Genomic DNA, 16,869 nt, shown 5'->3' with positions numbered 1-16,869 from the left:
CCCTTACTCTCGTACGAGAGTCATTCTCTCGCACGAGAGTGGGTATTTCGTCGTGCCTACCAGCAGAGCTGCAGAAATACGTGCTGCCCTGGAGGACGCCCTCGGCACCACCGTGGACGCCTTCCCATCCCAGCGCGGCATCCGCATCTCCGCACCCGCCCCGGCCTCGAATGACTGGGACCGCTGGCGCAAGGCGATCGAGGCCCTTCAGGGCGCGGACGCCTGGGGGAGTAGCGACACCGGCGAGGGCCCGCAGATCTGGGCGACCGTAGAGGACGGGGTATCTCCATGAGCCGGTTGAGGGCAAGCCTGCACACCGCCCACGCTCGGGCGGACGAGGCGTACCGCCGACTGTTCGACCACTGTCTGGGCACCTGCCCGAACTGCGGGGCCTATCCGCCGCAGCAGTGCGACGCGGCTGACTCCCTTCGGCGAGCGTGGACCCGGGCGCGATCGGGGGCCCGCCGGTGACCACCATGGGCGATCCCGTCAACCTGCCCCTGCCGTCCCGCGAGCCCAAGCCGAAGCAGGGCTGTGTCATCTGCGCAAGCCTCGCCCGACAGCGGACGCAGGCGCGTGTCGAGGGTGACCTCTCCCGGGTGTCCGACTGCAACGTGCGGCTGCGTGGGCACACGCATCGCACGGCCCCGATATCCCGCTGACTGGCCCGGCCGCGCGTCCCCTGCGCGCAGGCCAGGCCGCGGCCGCCACGCTCCCGGGGAAAGGGGCCAGGCGGCCATGGGCCCGCCGTCGTGCGTTCCCCCCGTGCGCCGGCGGCGGGCCTCCTCACCGGACGAGGTCTGCAAGCGGAACACCGATCGCGTCGGCAATGCTCAGCAGCGTGTTGAGTGTTGGGTTGGCTTTGCCAGCCTCGATGTCCTGGTAGTAGCCCCGGTTCATCGGGATCGCCAGGACGACGGCCTCTTGGGTGAGGTTGTGGTGTATGCGCGCGTCCCGGATACGGGTTCCGATCCGCTGACGTTCCTGGGGCCACGGGTCGTCGTCCGGCAAGTCGCTGAGCACTCGACAAACGCTCTGACCTGCTTGATCATAAGTCAGCCCGGTGTCACCAGGCTTTATCTGATCTATGGCGCATGATCGAAGCGGTGGCGGGGCATACGGCCCTTAAACCCCACACCCTGGTCGTTACCGACCGTGCCAGCCCTGCGACGCTATGGCATATGCCGCAGGGCTCAAGGTAGTGTGTCGGAATCGAACGCGTGTTCACACGAACGGGTGATTCCGCATGCTGACCTGCACTGATAGACATAGGGCGTGCTTATGTAAGCGGTTGCGCCCCATAAGCGTGCCGGGCGTCCGGAGATGGTGGTGCCCCCCTCTCAGCGGCGCCCCGGCACAGGCAGCCCCCGCGTTCCCCCTGTGGAGCGCGGGGGTTGCTCGCGTCTGGGGTGACCTGCAGCTTCCTCTTGATCGTTTAGGAGGTTTTTAGGAGGTCAACTCTGGGAGTGAGGGTGTATTCAGACCGTAGGGAGGGTGTAGTCAGTGCGTGCGGCGAGCTCACGAGAAAGGCCCCGGACCCTCCCTGACCTGGGAGTTCCGGGGCCTTTGCCCTGATCAACACTGTGCCCCCGGCAGGATTCGAACCTGCGACACCCGCTTTAGGAGAGCGGTGCTCTATCCCCTGAGCTACGAAGGCGGGGATCTGTCGGAAAACGTGTCCAAAACCCGGCACGAATGGCGGTGGGCTTCAGGCCTGCTGCCGACAGGGTTGTGGTGGGCAGACCGGTGAGGTCTGGGCCACCGCCGACAGTGTAGCGGGTCGGGTGAGATCGGCGTCGGTGTTTGATCACTGGCGCCTGGGTCGTACCGGCTGGGGGACCTGAGTGTGTGCTGAGCGGGCGGGTCCGGGCGAGGGGCAGTGTCAGGTGACGAGGGCCGCCTGGTGGTGCATGGCCCGCGTGACGGAGTTGTTCAGCCAGGCGTAGCCGATGTAGATGAGGAGGGCTCCTTTGGCTCCGTAGGCGGGGACCCTTTTATGTGGGTAACTCTGGTCGAATCGTGAATGTGTAGATTCGCTGTCCTGACGGAACCCTTTGAGACGGCGGCCTGCGGGTGTGTCGGGTGGGACCTGCCGGAGGTGTTCGGTGCGGTTGAAGCGTTTCTTGCCTGCGGTGGGATCGATCTGGCGGTCGTCTTCGGTTTCATCGACCCGGATGCGAAGCGTGTGGTCTTTGAAGCGGCACGGGATCGTGAGGCGGTGGTAGTAGCGGGTCTGCCTTCCTGGGCGGCATTCGAGTTCCTCGACGGGGAGCGGTGTGTAGTGGGTCTGCCCGTCGACGGTGATGTGGCGTTCGCAGACCCGCGCCTCGGCGACGTAGAGATCGTGTTTGCAGGGACCATCCTGGTAGCGCTCCAGGGACTGCGGTGGGAGTCCTGTGTGTTGGGGGGTGAAAACGAGCAGGCCTTCGGCGATCAAGGGGGCGCGGTGGACGCCGCGGAGGGCCGCGTCGTAGGTGGCGGCTCGTAGGCCGGGCGCGCGGGTGAGGATGTGCTTGACCAGCTCGATGAAGGCGGCGCCTTCGGCTTCCCGTTCCGGGTCTTCTTCTTGAGATCTGTGGCGGATGGATTCCAGCGCCAGGATCACGCGACTGTGGGCCCTGTTGGCAAGGCGGACGCCCACGGAGAGGAATTTGTTGCCATAGACCTGCCTGCCGCCACCTTCGGTTGTGACGCCGGCGTCTTCGTCTACTCGGTGGGTTCGGATCTCTCCTGTGGCTTGGTCTACGGTCTCGTGCTCGGTGTGGGAGGAGGGAGGGGCGGCGACGGTGGCGTCGCCATGTAGGACCTGGTGGCGCTCGGGGTAGATGCGACTGGTGCGCTTGTCAGACTCCTTCATCATTCCGTGGTCGAGGGCCTGCTGGATCCACAGGTCGCGGCTGGCGTCGCGGACCGCTCCATGGGCGGATTTGAGGCGCTTGTGAAAGTAGTGGTTCCAGTTACTACGGGAGGGGCCGGTGGCCCTGAGGGCGTCGGCTGCTTCGTCCCCTTGGTGGGCTCGGACTGCTCGGCGTACGGCTTCCCACCACAGGGGGCGCTGGAGGTGGCTGGCGGTGGAGCGGGCGGAGCCGAACAGTGAGATTGAGCAGAGGAAGATCAAGTAGACGACGGGCGGGTAGTGGGCGGGGCGCCCGACCTTGTTCGGGCCGGGCAGTGCGGTGGCGGCGGTGTAGAGGTCCGGGTTGTTCACCAGGTACTCGAACCGTTCGTCCTGGGTGAGCGGAGGGGCTTCGGGGCCTTTGGGCGGCGGCCGGTCGGTCTTGGCGCCGAAGGCATCGTCGGGGATGGCACCGTAGATGTAAGTGGGCTGGTCCTTCTTCCGTTTTGCCTCGGCTGTGATGGGGCTTTTGGGCGGCGTGGTTTTGCGTCGACTCATGGGGAGGCCTCCCCGTTCTGCCAGGCGAGGCCGGCCAGGCCGGCCGCGGCATCGAGGGAGGACAGGCCCAGGCGGCGGGCGACCTCGGACAACTGGCCGGTCTCGTGCAGGACCTGGCGGGCGACGTAGCGGGTGATGTCGCGGGGTTCGACCTTGCGCTTGCGGGTGGCGAGTCCGGCGTTACGGGCGATGTCGTTGAAGCCAGCGCCGACGCTGGCCTGGGCGCCGTACCGTGAGGATTTCGTGCTGGTGACAAGCCGGTGCGGGCCGTGCCCGGCGCGCTCGAGGCGGGCGGCGCGCAAGCCCAGCACGTAGGCGCCCCACTCGTTGAGTGAGCAGGTGCGGGGGTGGGTGCGGGTGCCGCCAGCGGTGCTGACTTCGGCTGCAGGCAGGTCGAGGTCGGTGGTGGTGGCGGCTGCGGTCTCGGCACTGTTCAGCCCCGCAAGGAGAAGTGCGAGGAGGGCGGCGTGCCGGGTTGCGGGCATGCCGCGCTCAGCGTGGAACTGCAAGTTCTCGATGTCCCGCCCGGTGAGTCCGGTGCCGGGGCTGCGAGGGTCGCGCTTGATCGGCGGGGAGTCGAGGAGCGGTGCGGCCCTGGTCATGCCCAGAGCCCGGGCGTGCGCGAAGAGGGAGGCGATCGCGGAGCGGCGCTGACGGCGGGTGCTGTTCCCGGGGATCAAGGTGATGTTGTTGCGGCGGTCGCGTCCGGGGGCGGTGATGAACGATTCCGTCAGGTCTCGGGTGACGTCGTCCATACGGCTGATGTGATGGGCGTCGGCGTAGCGGTGGAAGCGTTCGGTGACCTGGATGTAGAGGTCGACGGTCTCGATGCTCATCTCGCCTGCGGCGGCCTTGTGTAGCCAGAGTCGGCTGACTTCCAGCAGCGCCTCTTTGATCGTTGCCCTAGTCACGGTGGGCTGCCGGGGTAAGCGGGGTCCGGGCGGGTGAATCACACGCGCTGTGGGGCGCGGGCGCGCTACGGTGGACGCTGTTCCTCGCCTTGTGTGAGGGCATGCCGAAGCCCCTTCCTGCGCGGCCTCGCCGCGCCGGTCGTGGTGACGGTGGGGGTCCGGCAGCACCAACCCGGCCAAGGGATAGTGGGCGCTGCCGGACCGTTCCTTTAGGGGGTCTTATGAGACGGGACGCCCCCGGAGTTTCGCGGTGAGTGAGGCCACCGCACGCAAGTGGCCGTGCAGAGCGATCACCTCCTGCTCTGTCAGACGGGTCAGATCGGCCAGCAGTACGGGCGGGAGTAGCAACGCGAGCAGATCGTCGTCTGCGACCGCGGGTCCGGGATGCGGGCCGGTCGTGGACGCGCGTCGCGGGTCCGGGACCTTGGCGGCCCTGCGCCCGTCCGAGCCGTGCTCCTCGGTCATGCCGAGTCCGGCACCCCCTGTCGAAGCATGCTCCGGCTCGCTCTGCGGAGACGTGCTGGGCAGGGGGGTGTCGTCGCCTGGGGCATCGCCGACGGGCGTGTCTTGGGGCCCAGACGCTTCTGGCGACGCCTCGGCGGAGGCTACGTCGAGAGCCTGGGGAGCTGATCGCTCCTCGAGGGCGTAAGCGGCGCCGTCGTACCAGTACAGAAGTCCGTTCTCGCAGGGGACCACCATGCCCACGACCACCAGAAGATCCAGAAGGACGTGTGCCTGTCGGATCCGGTTCTCGTTGGCTCGGGCGGTCAGAAGCAGTTTGGCGACCAGACCCTCGCGTGTGACGGGGCCGTGACCCAGTCGCTCCCGCATGGCACGCCCGAACCACTGCCCTCGCCACACGCTACGCAAGGCCTCCAGTCCCGCTTCCTCGCTCCTGGCGAAGGCGCGGGCCACTGCACGGCCCTTACGGCTCGGGAGATACATCGTCGACCGGTGCGCCTTGACGAGCAACCCTGTATCGACCGCGAACATGGGGACAAGCCCGCAGTTCTTCGCGGGAAACCCGGTGGTCTCTGCCAACTGGACAGCACCCAGGGGCACCGTCGACATGCACGCAGCCTTGATCACGGCCACTTGCTGATCGGCGCGCATCTTGCGCGTGGGCATCAGCTTCTCGTCGGCCGCCAGCAGGGAACGCCCCGTCGTCACGGCCTCTCACCTCCACTTCGTTGAGTAATCACATGCCGAACCGTTCTAGTCGCGGACATAGACCTGACGACACCACCTTCCTGCTGCTTGAATAGCATCTATGGGCGGGGTGCGCATGTCGGTGCACCGTCCGTCACACTGGTCGCGTGCCTGGAGGAACGAGACGTGGGAAGAAGCCGTGGGAGTACGCCATGGCCGGCGACTGGCCATACGCGATGATGGACGGCTATCGCCCCGCGCAGGTCGGCCAGGCCGTCGCACGGGCGCTCGCGGAAGCAATGGAACGCAAGGGGCTGAGCGCCAACGCGCTGGCTGCCGCCTCGGGCGTCAACCGACAGGTCATCACGAACGTCCTCACCGGCTCGGCATGGCCTGACCTGCTCACCGTGGCCAGCCTTGAGGAGGCGCTGGGCGAGATGCTTTGGCCCCGCCATGTGGACTGGCCAATGGACGAGAACGGGGTCCGTCGCCAGCCGCTTCCACCTCAGACGTGCAGCGACGACGGATAACGTGGACCTACCCCACGCTGACTGCTTCAGATAAGTGTGCGAAAAGGGCATGCCTGCCCGACCTCCCGATAGGGGGAAATTGGCCGGACACCCCTCTTCGCGCGAGCAGAAACCCGCTAGCGTCAGGGTGTGGCGGCCAAGCCGCGCTGGAGACCGCCGCCTCGTGCCTAGGCGCTGGCCTCTACACCTTGGCCGGGCATGGGGCGGCGGTCGCTCATGTGGGATGCGCCCGTCTAGGCGGCCTCCCAAGCGGCGGCCAGCCGGAACACACACCGCTGGTTGCCGCCTTCGCGCTGCTTGTGCAGCACCTTCCGCTTGACCAGTGAATCCAGTAGGGCCCGCGCGCGAGCATAAGCGGCCTGCTCCTGGCCGGCGTCGTGGCCCTCAAGCCGCACCGCGATGTCCTTTGGTGTCCAGCCCCGGTCTGGTTCGGCTGTGACGATCTCCATCACTGCGACCGACCGTTCGCCGCTGACCCGGATGGCCGCCACTTCGGGTTCCACGGTGGTGGCAGGTGAGTCAGCCAGGGCCTCTCGCCGCTCGGCCGCTGCGGACGCGGAGCGGGCCACTACGTCCTCAGCTGCTACGTCGTCATCAGGGTCGGGGGCGTCAGGGACGACGCGTAGCCAGGTCCGGGCGTGCCCACGCGACTGGCGCAGGCCTGTCCCCTTTTTCACAGCCGCCCGGAACGCTGCGAGGACTTGCTCTGCCTTGTCGCGGTCAGCAACGGTCAGAGCCCGTTCGGCGCTGATCTGATCCATCTCGGCCCGGAGTGCCTCGATACCCGCCGCCAGACGGGCCAAGTGCTCATCCTTCGACGCGATGACAGCATCGCACTCCCGGAGCATCGCCTCCATGTCCTTGGCAACCCAGTCCGCGGACGCAGTGATGCCATCGATCAGGCTCATGGCGACACATTAGGGGGACCGCGTTCGCCCCGTCTGCCCAAGAGAGTCAGGAGCACACAAACGAGTGCAACCTGGTCAGCCTCTGTCGACGGCTGCCCGATGCGCATCACTGGAAAACGAGCAGGTCAGCTGACTCAACTCCATTGAGTCGGCGGGAACCTGAAGACGGGGGCCTGCAGAACCGCCAGCTCACATGAAGGTGACGCGCAGGGCCGGTACAGGGCACCCCTGCAGGGTCCGCAGCACGCCTGCAGGGGTGCGCGTGAAACGTGCTCCTAATGCGATCTCATGGGAGATCAGCGGGCGCAGGCCGCGGCCACCGCCGCGTCAGCGTAAGGAACTTCGGGCCACTCGCCTGCTACGCCGGAGGCTGGTTCCTGAGGGGGCCAACTTCAGGAGACGACAGGCTCCCAAGCCTCAGCCTGCTAAGCAGCCCGCACCCCGGAGATGTAAGGCGTCGATGGACCTGCAGCCGACCACCCGACGGGAGAACGTGTCCAGGACGACCGCGCAATACCCCTTGCCCTCCAGCGCGGGGTGTTCGGTGATGCCGGTGCCCCTCAGCAGATCCCGCGCCTTGCGTGTGAAGTTGCGGTTGATAAGGTCGGCCGCCGAGGGGGTTTGGGGCCGAGGCCGGCGGGTGCGGTTCCAGGCAGACCGAGTAGTCCGGCCCGCCGAATCAGCATCAGCGCGGCGCCGTGATGCACGTGAATGCTTACTCCCGGGGTGAGTTCGGCGCGCACACAGCGGCAGCTGTAGGTGCCGCGGAAGGTGACATGAATGCCGAGGATGGCCTCGGTCAGCCAGGCGTGCCGCACCGTACGGGCCGACGGCAGCCGCTCTGTCCAGGCGTAGTAGCCCGACTCTGCCACGTGCAGCACCCGGCAGGCCCATTCCACGGAATGGGCCTCGTCGGCCATCATGCGGATGACTCCGAACCGCCTTTGCAGGAGGTCGCCTCGCTCAAGAGCTCTGCGGCCCGGCGGTGGATGGCCGACTCCGCCTCCAGCTCCGGACGCCCCTTCTGTCCCATGGAAAAGTGCTGGTTACCGGCTCTGGTGCAATCCAGTGAGTTCGCCCCGTCCACCAGTGGTCCATGGCCTGTCACTGATCACTGCGCCAGGCCATGGACAGGTAAAGCAGGCCAAGAAGTTCAGAGCAGGAACCAGTAGTTCCCACCCGCGACACCAACGACAGCGGCCAGGAGCGTGAGGAAGGCAGGCGAGACCGACAGAGACACGGACAGATTGAAGTGCTTGCCGATGGTCACGCGCACGCATCGGGGCGTGCCTAGGAGTTGCGCCTCGGAACTGACCAAGCCGTCCTTCTGGCTCCCCGTGCCAGACATGTCATGCTGGTGGTTCATGGGTAACTCCCTTCGTAGTGGGGCGTCGTCGCTCTCGTGGCCTAGGAACCTGGTGACGGCGATGCCCCTCTCGCCTCGACCGCTTGTGCAGAAGAGGACAAAAAGGGGCCCCACCATGGCATGCCACGGTGGGGCCCCTTAACGTTACTGAGATGCTAGCGAGTTACCGAAAAGTAGGTCAACTCGGCACCTGTTTGGGGAAGTTGATGCTGCCGTCAGCCGTGCTCGGGCGCTCAAGGGACTCTGCTCAGGCTGGACTCGTGCACGGCGGTTGACTTCTCGCCTTGGCGGTGGCCGGGGCCGCCGGTGTCGGGTCAGAAGTGGTTGTAGGTGAGGGTGGCGATGGCGTCGTGGCTGTGGATGCTTTCCAGGTTCTTCGCGCGGACGGCGTGCGTAAGGCCCTTTTGGCGGCAGGTGAGACTTATGTCCCGGATGATGTCTTCGACGAAGACGGGGTGGTCATAAGCCTGCATGGTCACGACGCGTTCGTCGGGGCGTTTGATAAGAGGGATGACCGGGGCGGAGCCAGCGCTGCGCAGCAGGGCGACCATCTCGTGGACCTGCAGGGGGTAGGGGGTGTCGGCGGTGCCGGTGACCTCGAGGGTGATCTCGCTGCGCTGATTGTGGGCGCCGTAGTCGGAAATGGCTTTGGAGCAGGGGCACAGGCTGGTGACATGGCTGGTCACAGCCGTCGTGACGGTGCATCCAGAGTCATCGATGCGGCCGGTAACCGTGAGGTCATGGGTCTGCCAGGACTCTTGGCCACTGGCGGGAGCGGTGACAACGGTGGCGACGGGCAGCGTGCACGTGAGCGTGAGAGCCGGGGCGTCCAGCAGGGTCAGCCCGCGCTTGAGGGCGATGGGCAACTCCTGCGGGGTGAGGGTAGCTACGTCCTCGTGGATGAGGGCGATCATGCGGCTCATGTGGGTGCCGCGCCGGTCGGCCTGCAGGCGGACGGTGACGGCGATGTCGGCGATGCCGTGCTGGCGGGTGTGGCCGTCGTCGAAGGTGAGGGGGTAGCGCAGGCCGCTGATGCCGACCTCGTCGATAGGGATGCCGCGGCCGTCGGGCTCGTTTTGGATGTCGTGCATGCCGTCACTCGCCTCGGTAGGTGCAACCGGAGGTGCAGGTTTCGCGCACGGTGATTGCGGACAAACTGGGAAGCTCGGTGATCAACCGGCCCCAGATCCAGCGGGCCAGGTTCTCGCTGGTGGGGTTGTCGAGGCCTTCGATATCGTTCAGGTAGTAATGGTCGAGTTGTGCATCAATTGGCGTAAATGCGCGCTTGATGTCGCCGAAGTCCATCACCCAGCCCGCCTCCACGTCGACGGGCGCTTCCACGTGCACAGTGACCTTGTAGGAGTGGCCGTGCAGGCGGGCACACTTGTGGCCCTCCGGCACGCGCGGCAGGCGGTGGGCTGCCTCGAAGGCGAACTCGCGAAAGATTTCCATTACTGAATTCCCAGATACTTGTGCGTCTGGAGGGAAAGTGTCCAGCGCGGGTTCTTCATGCAGTACTCGACGACGGCGCGAGTGTGGGCCTCGCGGTCGGCATCATCCAGCGGTTGCAGCCTAAAGTGGCGAAAGTCCAGCCCCTCGAACTGGGCGGGGTCGCCGCCAGCCTGAGGGTAGACGAGCTTGAGTTCGTCGCCGCTCGTGAGGACCAGGGTGGAGCCGATCTTCGGGCTGACGCACAGCCAGTCGATGCCGCGGGGGGCCGGGCGGGTGCCGTTCGTTTCCACGGCGATCTCGAAGCCGCGATCGTGGAGGGCGTCGATGGCGGCCTCGTCCAGCTGCAGCAGCGGTTCTCCGCCCGTGCACACCACGAACCGGTGGGCTTGATCGGCGGTAGGCCAGGCGGCCTCGACGGCTTCGGCCAACTCCTGCGCCGTGCGGAAGCGGCCGCCGCCTTCGCCGTCGGTGCCGACGAAGTCGGTGTCACAAAACTGGCAAATGGCACGGGAGCGGTCGCGTTCTCGGCCGGTCCACAGGTTGCAACGGGAAAACCGGCAAAAGACCGCAGGGCGGCCAGCGTGGCCGCCTTCTCCCTGCAGCGTGTAGAAGATTTCTTTGATCAGGTAGGTCATGTTCAGGCGTTCTGGTACCGGACGGGGTCCTTGACGCCAGCCTCAGCGAAGCCCTTCAGCCGCAGCAGGCAGGTGTCGCACCGGCCGCAAGCCCGCCCCTGCCCGTCGGGGTCGTAGCAGGAGGAGGTGAGGGAGTAGTCCACGCCCAGACGCAGGCCCTCACGGACGATGTCGGCCTTGGACAGGGCGATCAGGGGGGAGTGCAGCGTGATCTTGGAGGTGCCTTCGACGCCGGCTCGGGTCGCCAGGTTGGCCATGGTGGCGAAGGCCTCCATGTACTCGGGGCGGCAGTCGGGATAGCCGCTGTAGTCCACCGCCGTGACCCCGGTGAAGATGTCGCTGGCGCCGACAGTCTCGGCAAACGCCAACGCGAACGACAGGAAGATCGTGTTGCGGGCCGGCACGTAGGTGATCGGTACCCCCGCATCCTCCACGTCGGTGAGGGACTCGTGCTTGGGCACCTCGATGTCGGCCGTCAGGGCAGAGCCGCCGAAGACCCGCAGATCGATGTCGGCGATGACGTGCCGGGCCACCCCCTGGACCTCTGCGACGCGCTGCGCCGCCTCCAACTCGATGGAGTGTCGCTGCCCGTAGCGGAAGCTGAGCGCATAGGGAGTGAAGCCCAGGTCCTTGGCGATGGCCAGCACCGTGGTCGAGTCCAGGCCGCCGCTCAGCAACACGATCGCGGGACGGTCCATGCTGTCACTCCCTAACCTAAGGTCCAGTTGCCTCCGTTGAGACAGGTGCAGCCTACCCTCTTAACTACCGGCTACAGTAACCACAACAAGAATCGAGTTACGGAAGCCAGAGGTCGATCCGCAGTGAACGAGTTGCCCATCGTGGTCACGTGCACAGACCGGAAGACCTCCCCCCCCGAACCCGGCCTACGCGTGCGTGAACTGCCCGCCACGGACATCCGACAACGCGCCGCTGAATGGGCACGCCGCCTGCACGCCGCACCGGGCCGGCGGACCGCTTTGGGGGAGCTGTACCAGGGCGACCAATGGCGTCGCGCCGCTGCCCTCGCGAAAGCCGCATCCCAGGCAGGGTTTGCGCCTCGCCTGTACGTGGCCTCGGCCGGCCTGGGCCTCCAACCAGTCTCCAGCCTTGCCCCGTCCTATGCGGCCACTTTCATGCCTCGACATGCGGATTCCGTGGCATCCTCCAGCGCACAGGCAGCCCAGTGGTGGGATCATCTGCAGCGCATGGACGCCAGCCGCCATCTTCCCCAGATCGCGGCAGCTGCCGGACAGGCTCTGGTGGTGCTGTCCGAGGCCTATGCCCAGGCCATGTACAACGACCTTGCCTCGCTGGCGTCTACCGGATCCGACGTAGTGCTGATCGGCGGCGCCAGCGATCTGGACGGGATCGTGCGCATGCCGGCCAACGCCGCCCTTAGGCAGGCTCTAGGCGGAACGCTGACCAGTTTGAACGTCCGAATGGCGGCCTCCTGGCTCGAGCACTGCACGCCGGGTCACCTCATCACGCCAGCCGCCAAGGAACGTTGGAGCACATGGGCGTCTCAGGCAGCCCGCCCGGAACGCTATGCCCGCCGGCCGATGTCGGACCCGGCCGTGATCGACTTCATCAAAGAGATGAAGGACCGCTACCCCGACTACTCGCGCACCCGCCTGCTGCGCCTGTTGAGAGATAAGGGGATGGCCTGTGAGCAGAAGCGCTTCGCAGACCTGTATACCTCAACGATTGGCCCTCGATGACCTCCACTGTGCTTAAGCGCCGGGCCCTGCGGATCGAGCAGCACCCCACGATCCCCCTGTATGTGTTCACCCTGGCGGCAGAAGAGGTGCATCAGGTTGCCGACGTGGCACGGATCTCTCGGGACGAGGCCGGCAAACTGATCGGCTACCAGCGGCCCGAGAAGAAGCAGCACGTACGCCAGATCCTCGATTACCTCAACGGCGAAGAGGTACTTTTTCCCAACGGGCTGATCCTGGCGCTGCCTTCGAGCGTGCGGTTCAAGTCCAGCCCGGGCCCGGGCAGCAGCGACGGCCTGTGTACGTCGGGCACCCTGGAGATTCCCCTGCCCGATTCCCCCGACGCCCCGCGGCCTGCCTGGATCGTCGACGGCCAGCAGCGCAGCCTCGCACTGGCCCGCACCCGTAACACCCGCCTGGCCGTGACCATTGCCGGATTCGTTGCCGAAGACCTCGAAACCCAACGAGACCAGTTTCTGCGCGTAAACACGGTCTCTCCGCTGCCCACCAACTTGGTCACCGAACTCCTCCCGGAAGTCGGCACGGCCCTGCCCACCAAGCTTTCCGCCCGCAAGCTCCCCTCCGTCCTGGTCGAAGCCCTCAACCACGACAAGGACTCACCGTTCCGGGGCTTGGTGCGCCGCCCCTCCACCACGGCCGAGCAGAAAGCGGACGCCGTCGTCACGGACAACAGCCTCACCACAGCCATCCAGGAATCTCTCAACTCCCCTTCAGGTATCTTTTTCCCGTATAAGAATCTGTCCAACGGCACAGTCGACACGGCCACCATCCGCCAGATCCTCGTCATCTACTGGAGTGCCGTGCGTGACACCTTTCCCACCGCGTGGGGGCTCCCGCCGACCCGGTCCCGGTTGATGCACGGCGTGGGCATCCGCTCCATGGGACGCCTCATGGACCGGGTGATGATGGCCATCGACCCCGCCTCCTCCCGTGCCGTGGAGCAGGCGCAAGCCGAACTCGCCCTGATCGCCCCTCATTGCCGCTGGACCCAGGGACGCTGGCCCGACCTGAACACCCCCTGGAACGAACTCCAGAACAACCCGCGCCACATCAGCACCCTGTCGAACTACCTCCTCCGTATCTATGTGCAGGAAAAGGCAAAAGCCGCGTGAAATTCTATTTCCCTGACAGTCAGGACCTGGTGAGCCCCACCTACGACTTCATCAACGACGAGTACTCGCCCTACCGAGTGCGCCAGCGTGATGACGTCTACGCCCACCAGGCCGTGACGCCGATCCCCTACGACGGGATCCTCGTCAGCAAGGCGGTTGTCGACGGATCCATGAAGGGTGCAGGAAAATACTCTGCCCCACAGCGGGAGCGGCTCTACCGCCTGGGTGTGAGGAACTTCTTCCGACTTCCCGGCACCTGCTCCACGATCGGTGACTGTGGCGCCTTCAACTACATCGACGAAGAACGCCCACCGTACGAGGTGGACGAAGTCCTCGACTTCTACGGCCGCTGCGGATTCGATGCAGGCATCAGCATCGACCACATCATTTTCGGATACATCCCGGAAGAGTCCGACGCGGAACCCGAGCCGGCGTGGTTGGAGCGCCAGCAGATCTCCCTCGAACTCGCCGAGGACTTCATCACCGCAACCCATGCGCAAGGCGCCCGCTTTGAACCTGTCGGCGCCGCTCAGGGATGGGGACCCGACAGCTATGCCCACAGTGTCGCGGAGCTGCAGAAGATGGGATATCGGCGCATCGCCCTTGGCGGCATGGTCCCACTGAAGTCCCACGAGATCCTGGCCTGCCTGCGCGCCATCGACGAAGTGCGCACCTCCGAAACCGGACTGCACCTGCTCGGCATCAACCGTGTCGAGAGCATGGAGCAGTTCGCCCGCCACGGCGTGACAAGCTTCGACAGCACCTCCGCCTTCCGTCAAGCCTTCATGGACGACCGCAACAACTACCACACGGCCACCGACTCCTACACCGCCATCCGCGTACCTCAGGTCGACGGAAACCCTGCCCTGAAGCGCCTCATTCTCTCCGGCCACGTCTCCCAGGCCGAGGCCATCGTCGCCGAACGCTCATGCCTACGCGCCCTGCGTGAATTCGACCAGGAAGAAACGGCACTAGAAGAAGTCATGAGTGCCCTCGCAACCTACGAGGGCCTCGTACTCGGCCCGAAAAAGAAAAGCTACCTCGAGTTCTACGAACGCACCCTGAGCGACGCCCCCTGGCGCAGTTGCCCTTGCGCCCTGTGCAAGAAACACGGTATCGAAATCGCTATATTCCGCGGCAGTGAACGGAACAAGCGGCGCGGATTCCATAATCTCACCGTACTCGAAGCCAAGATGAGACAACTCACCTTCGCATAAACTCACCCCCCTCTAGCTTTTCTTTCAAACCCTGCCAGGAGATGTGATGGCCGACCGATACGAGTTGAGGCTTCCCGCACTTGAAGTGCGCCAAGGCAACCGGAAAATCTACTGCTTTGCCGTCGACGGGAAGAAACTCCACAGCTTCGCCGCCGTCTCCCGAGTCCGCCGCAACGACACCAGCGAACTGCAGGGATACCAGCGGCCTGAGGTCCTCAGCCACATCCGCGGCATCCGCCGCTACCTCGAGTCCGAGCACGCCATGCTCCCCAACGCGCTCGTCCTGGCCTTCGACGACACCGTCCGGTTCGAAACCGGTATCCGCCCGAATGCCGGCGTGGACTACTCAGTCCCCGGAGTTCTGGTGATCCCGGTCGATGAATCCCTCGCCGACGAGGACAAGCCCGCCCTGATCGTGGATGGCCAGCAGCGCAGCGCCGCCATCCGCGACGCGGACCTGGCCGAATTCCCCGTCGCCGCCGTCGGGTTCATCGCCGACAATCAAGAAGACCAGCGCTCCCAGTTCATCCTGGTCAACTCCACCAAGCCATTGCCCAAGGGCCTCATCCACGAGCTGCTGCCGGAAACCAGCGGCCACCTCCCGCCCGCCTACGCCCGCAAGCGTCTGCCAGCCCAGTTGATGACCCGCCTCAACACCGACGGTCAGGGCCCCTTCTTCGGCCGAATCGCCAGCCCTACCTCACCGCACGGCAATATCAAGGACACCAGCCTGCTGCGCATGCTGGAACACAGCCTCTTCGAAGGCGCCCTCTACCAGTACCGCAACCCTGAGGACGGCTCCGGCGACGTCGAGCGCATGCTGGAGCACCTGCGCGCGTATTGGAACATCGTGAAGGACACCTTCAGCGACGCTTGGAAACTTCCGCCTCGTCAGTCTCGCCTCACCCACGGTGTCGGCATCCAGGCCATGGGCTTCGTCATGGACACCCTCACCGACGGAATGCCCGCCAAAGACGTCGACTGCGACCAGGTTCGCAACGCCGTCCTGAGCCTCATGCCGGTGACCGCCTGGACCTCCGGCATGTGGCGCTTCGCCGACGGCGAGCAGCGCCGCTGGAACGGGCTGCAAAACACCCCCAACGACATCCGCCTGCTTACGGACCTGCTGGTACGTGCCGTCCGCAACTGACCTTGCATATCCGTTCACCGTGCCCTGGCTCCGGGCGCGGTGATCCCGGATCTCGCTTGTCGTCCAACCTTTTGCACCATCCGATGGAGGCCCGCACTCGCAGTAGCACGAAGGGCTGCTGCCGCGTATGCCCTGCCCACCGGGGTGCTGGCATTGGGGCCGTGACGATCGGTGCGGTGCCAGCGTCGTGCCTGGCTGGCACGGCGCTCCAGGCACGTACAACCGAAGCGGAGCGGGGAGACGCTCGGCCGCCGGATCGCGAGCGAGACATGCGAGGAGGCAGGGAAGTTCCTGGCAACACACCTACCCACGCGGGGTGGCAACACGGCCGTGTCGAGATGTGCCCTCGTCCGGGACGGTGACACCGGCTGGACCAGGTAAGGCTGTCTGCCGCCGAGCCCCGAGAATCCACGCCAAGGCAGCCGAAGCGCTGGCAATAAGAAGGCGGTCGCTCTGCGCGTTGCCGCCGCCGACCTGCAGCAGACAGGGCACCATCGGCCGTCTGGCGGCAGGCGCACCACGCAGCGAATTTTCAGTTCTGCCCACGGTCAGCGCCAACGCTGGTGGGATGCAGGGACGAGCGAGCATCACCATCGTGTAGCGAATGCTGCCCCTCCCGCACCAGCAGGACAAAGTAGGCGCAAGCCCTAGGAACAGGCTTTCTTCATCGCACCGTTGGCCAGTGACGCAGTCGGCGCAATGCACCGATCTCCCCATGTCGTTGGCCATCGAGCGCGCAGCGCCCGAGTCGCCCCGCTGTCACGTCGAACACCCACCTGCACTTGCCGGCTTGAATGGCTGCATCGGGCTTGATCGGGCCCAGCCCGAACCTCCTCCCGAGCGGATGCGCCGACACACTGCTTCGGTCGGAAACAGCCGATCGCCTTGCACGTACCCCGTGGATCGACTATTTCATGGACCGTGAACGGCACGATCACCGCCAACGTGTGCTGTACACCCCGTAGGGGGCAGGGCCGCGCAAGTCGATACGCGGCTGCGGTGACGTAGAGCGAGGCAGGGGGAGCTTCCATCATGGTGAGCGGCGTTTTTCCATCGCGGTGCCGCAGCAGACCGGTACACCCAGGCGGAGGCACTGTCAGTGGCCCCGTTTACGCTGCAACCAGCTGGATGTGAGCACCTTGTGAAGGAAGTGCAATGCCGACGCTGAGCGTGGGGGATTTGGTCTTCTTTGCTGCTTATCGGGGGTTCGGGCGGGTTGTCTCGCGCAAGGGGAAGAGCGCCGCATTCGTCCGCCGTGAAGTGATATCGGAATCCGTGCTACAGGCGCAGCGCACCGCTGCGCAGGTCC

At 65.7% G+C, this 16,869-nt stretch carries 17 protein-coding genes and 1 tRNA gene; 6 read left to right on the top strand and 12 right to left on the bottom strand.

The genetic code is table 11. The features are described from left to right. Window positions 1–52 precede the first annotated feature (52 nt). Entirely contained in the window at window positions 53–292 is a 240-nt protein-coding gene (locus ACIRF9_RS32265) for a hypothetical protein (RefSeq protein WP_403829270.1), read from the top strand. Between the two features lie 494 nt (window positions 293–786). Here ACIRF9_RS32265 and ACIRF9_RS32260 read toward each other — a convergent pair whose 3' ends face one another. The 5 genes from ACIRF9_RS32260 to ACIRF9_RS32240 all read right to left on the bottom strand — a co-directional run bounded on the left by ACIRF9_RS32260 (window position 787) and on the right by ACIRF9_RS32240 (window position 5,475). Beyond that, window positions 787–1,023 (bottom strand): helix-turn-helix domain-containing protein, encoded by a 237-nt coding sequence (locus tag ACIRF9_RS32260; protein ID WP_403829268.1) that lies wholly within the window; start codon window positions 1,021–1,023, stop codon window positions 787–789. Between the two features lie 561 nt (window positions 1,024–1,584). Further along, a tRNA-Arg gene (locus tag ACIRF9_RS32255) sits at window positions 1,585–1,657 on the bottom strand. 225 nt (window positions 1,658–1,882) lie between these two features. Further along, window positions 1,883–3,394 carry a hypothetical protein gene (locus ACIRF9_RS32250; protein ID WP_403829266.1) on the bottom strand — a complete coding sequence of 504 codons (1,512 nt, stop codon included), beginning with the start codon at window positions 3,392–3,394 and terminating at the stop codon, window positions 1,883–1,885. Further along, window positions 3,391–4,230, bottom strand: a complete 840-nt coding sequence (locus ACIRF9_RS32245; RefSeq protein WP_403829264.1) for a hypothetical protein — start codon at window positions 4,228–4,230, stop codon at window positions 3,391–3,393. The genes ACIRF9_RS32250 and ACIRF9_RS32245 overlap by 4 nt, the downstream gene beginning before the upstream one ends. A 294-nt stretch (window positions 4,231–4,524) precedes the next feature. Beyond that, window positions 4,525–5,475: a hypothetical protein gene (locus ACIRF9_RS32240; protein WP_403829261.1), complete on the bottom strand. Its 951-nt coding sequence runs from the start codon at window positions 5,473–5,475 to the stop codon at window positions 4,525–4,527. A 191-nt stretch (window positions 5,476–5,666) separates the two neighbouring features. Between ACIRF9_RS32240 and ACIRF9_RS32235 the strand changes: the two genes are divergently transcribed. Then, window positions 5,667–5,984 (top strand): helix-turn-helix domain-containing protein, encoded by a 318-nt coding sequence (locus tag ACIRF9_RS32235; protein ID WP_055632431.1) that lies wholly within the window; start codon window positions 5,667–5,669, stop codon window positions 5,982–5,984. 233 nt (window positions 5,985–6,217) lie between these two features. Here the strand turns inward: ACIRF9_RS32235 and ACIRF9_RS32230 are convergent, their stop codons facing one another. The 7 genes from ACIRF9_RS32230 to queC all read right to left on the bottom strand — a co-directional run bounded on the left by ACIRF9_RS32230 (window position 6,218) and on the right by queC (window position 11,043). Further along, on the bottom strand, window positions 6,218–6,892 hold the full coding sequence (locus ACIRF9_RS32230; protein WP_055632430.1) for a hypothetical protein: 675 nt from the start codon (window positions 6,890–6,892) through the stop codon (window positions 6,218–6,220). A gap of 560 nt (window positions 6,893–7,452) precedes the next feature. After that, entirely contained in the window at window positions 7,453–7,815 is a 363-nt protein-coding gene (locus ACIRF9_RS32225; protein WP_403829257.1) for a hypothetical protein, read from the bottom strand. Window positions 7,816–8,045: 230 nt separating this feature from the next. Further along, a complete protein-coding gene (locus ACIRF9_RS32220) occupies window positions 8,046–8,258 on the bottom strand; it encodes a hypothetical protein (protein ID WP_403829255.1) in 213 nt (70 codons plus the stop codon). A 314-nt stretch (window positions 8,259–8,572) separates the two neighbouring features. Continuing rightward, on the bottom strand, window positions 8,573–9,349 hold the full coding sequence (locus tag ACIRF9_RS32215; RefSeq protein WP_055632428.1) for a GTP cyclohydrolase I FolE2: 777 nt from the start codon (window positions 9,347–9,349) through the stop codon (window positions 8,573–8,575). Between the two features lie 4 nt (window positions 9,350–9,353). Beyond that, window positions 9,354–9,710, bottom strand: coding sequence for a 6-carboxytetrahydropterin synthase QueD (gene queD, locus ACIRF9_RS32210; protein ID WP_055632427.1), 357 nt, complete (start codon window positions 9,708–9,710; stop codon window positions 9,354–9,356). Continuing rightward, window positions 9,710–10,345: a 7-carboxy-7-deazaguanine synthase gene (gene queE / locus ACIRF9_RS32205; RefSeq protein WP_055632426.1), complete on the bottom strand. Its 636-nt coding sequence runs from the start codon at window positions 10,343–10,345 to the stop codon at window positions 9,710–9,712. The genes queD and queE overlap by 1 nt, the downstream gene beginning before the upstream one ends. A 2-nt stretch (window positions 10,346–10,347) precedes the next feature. Further along, the gene (gene queC / locus ACIRF9_RS32200) at window positions 10,348–11,043 is read right to left on the bottom strand and encodes a 7-cyano-7-deazaguanine synthase QueC (protein WP_055632425.1); all 696 of its coding nucleotides are present in this window, start codon (window positions 11,041–11,043) and stop codon (window positions 10,348–10,350) included. 192 nt (window positions 11,044–11,235) lie between these two features. Between queC and ACIRF9_RS32195 the strand changes: the two genes are divergently transcribed. The 4 genes from ACIRF9_RS32195 to dbpB (ACIRF9_RS32180) are packed head-to-tail and all read left to right on the top strand — an operon-like array spanning window position 11,236 to window position 15,560. Next, on the top strand, window positions 11,236–12,063 hold the full coding sequence (locus ACIRF9_RS32195; protein ID WP_240512501.1) for a hypothetical protein: 828 nt from the start codon (window positions 11,236–11,238) through the stop codon (window positions 12,061–12,063). Continuing rightward, window positions 12,060–13,193, top strand: coding sequence for a DGQHR domain-containing protein DpdB (gene dbpB, locus ACIRF9_RS32190; protein ID WP_055632423.1), 1,134 nt, complete (start codon window positions 12,060–12,062; stop codon window positions 13,191–13,193). The genes ACIRF9_RS32195 and dbpB (ACIRF9_RS32190) overlap by 4 nt, the downstream gene beginning before the upstream one ends. Then, window positions 13,190–14,410: a tRNA-guanine transglycosylase DpdA gene (dpdA, locus tag ACIRF9_RS32185; protein WP_403829249.1), complete on the top strand. Its 1,221-nt coding sequence runs from the start codon at window positions 13,190–13,192 to the stop codon at window positions 14,408–14,410. The genes dbpB (ACIRF9_RS32190) and dpdA overlap by 4 nt, the downstream gene beginning before the upstream one ends. 46 nt (window positions 14,411–14,456) lie before the next feature. Then, the gene (dbpB, locus tag ACIRF9_RS32180) at window positions 14,457–15,560 is read left to right on the top strand and encodes a DGQHR domain-containing protein DpdB (RefSeq protein ID WP_403829246.1); all 1,104 of its coding nucleotides are present in this window, start codon (window positions 14,457–14,459) and stop codon (window positions 15,558–15,560) included. Window positions 15,561–16,869 lie beyond the last annotated feature (1,309 nt).

It is taken from the genome of Streptomyces sp. NPDC096132 (genome assembly GCF_044763345.1).
In the GTDB taxonomy this organism is placed as follows: domain Bacteria; phylum Actinomycetota; class Actinomycetes; order Streptomycetales; family Streptomycetaceae; genus Streptomyces.
This window is presented reverse-complemented; position numbering and strand designations above follow the sequence as displayed.

Excerpts from the sequence above, each read along its gene's own strand:
- ACIRF9_RS32250 (WP_403829266.1), bottom strand. The coding sequence starts at position 3,394 with ATGAGTCGACGCAAAACCACGCCGCCCAAAAGCCCCATCACAGCCGAG.
- ACIRF9_RS32245 (WP_403829264.1), bottom strand. The coding sequence starts at position 4,230 with ATGAGCATCGAGACCGTCGACCTCTACATCCAGGTCACCGAACGCTTC.
- ACIRF9_RS32235 (WP_055632431.1), top strand. The coding sequence starts at position 5,667 with ATGGCCGGCGACTGGCCATACGCGATGATGGACGGCTATCGCCCCGCG.
- ACIRF9_RS32230 (WP_055632430.1), bottom strand. The coding sequence starts at position 6,892 with ATGAGCCTGATCGATGGCATCACTGCGTCCGCGGACTGGGTTGCCAAG.
- ACIRF9_RS32225 (WP_403829257.1), bottom strand. The coding sequence starts at position 7,815 with ATGATGGCCGACGAGGCCCATTCCGTGGAATGGGCCTGCCGGGTGCTG.
- ACIRF9_RS32220 (WP_403829255.1), bottom strand. The coding sequence starts at position 8,258 with ATGAACCACCAGCATGACATGTCTGGCACGGGGAGCCAGAAGGACGGC.
- ACIRF9_RS32215 (WP_055632428.1), bottom strand. The coding sequence starts at position 9,349 with ATGCACGACATCCAAAACGAGCCCGACGGCCGCGGCATCCCTATCGAC.
- queD (WP_055632427.1), bottom strand. The coding sequence starts at position 9,710 with ATGGAAATCTTTCGCGAGTTCGCCTTCGAGGCAGCCCACCGCCTGCCG.
- queE (WP_055632426.1), bottom strand. The coding sequence starts at position 10,345 with ATGACCTACCTGATCAAAGAAATCTTCTACACGCTGCAGGGAGAAGGC.
- queC (WP_055632425.1), bottom strand. The coding sequence starts at position 11,043 with ATGGACCGTCCCGCGATCGTGTTGCTGAGCGGCGGCCTGGACTCGACC.
- dbpB (WP_055632423.1), top strand. The coding sequence starts at position 12,060 with ATGACCTCCACTGTGCTTAAGCGCCGGGCCCTGCGGATCGAGCAGCAC.
- dbpB (WP_403829246.1), top strand. The coding sequence starts at position 14,457 with ATGGCCGACCGATACGAGTTGAGGCTTCCCGCACTTGAAGTGCGCCAA.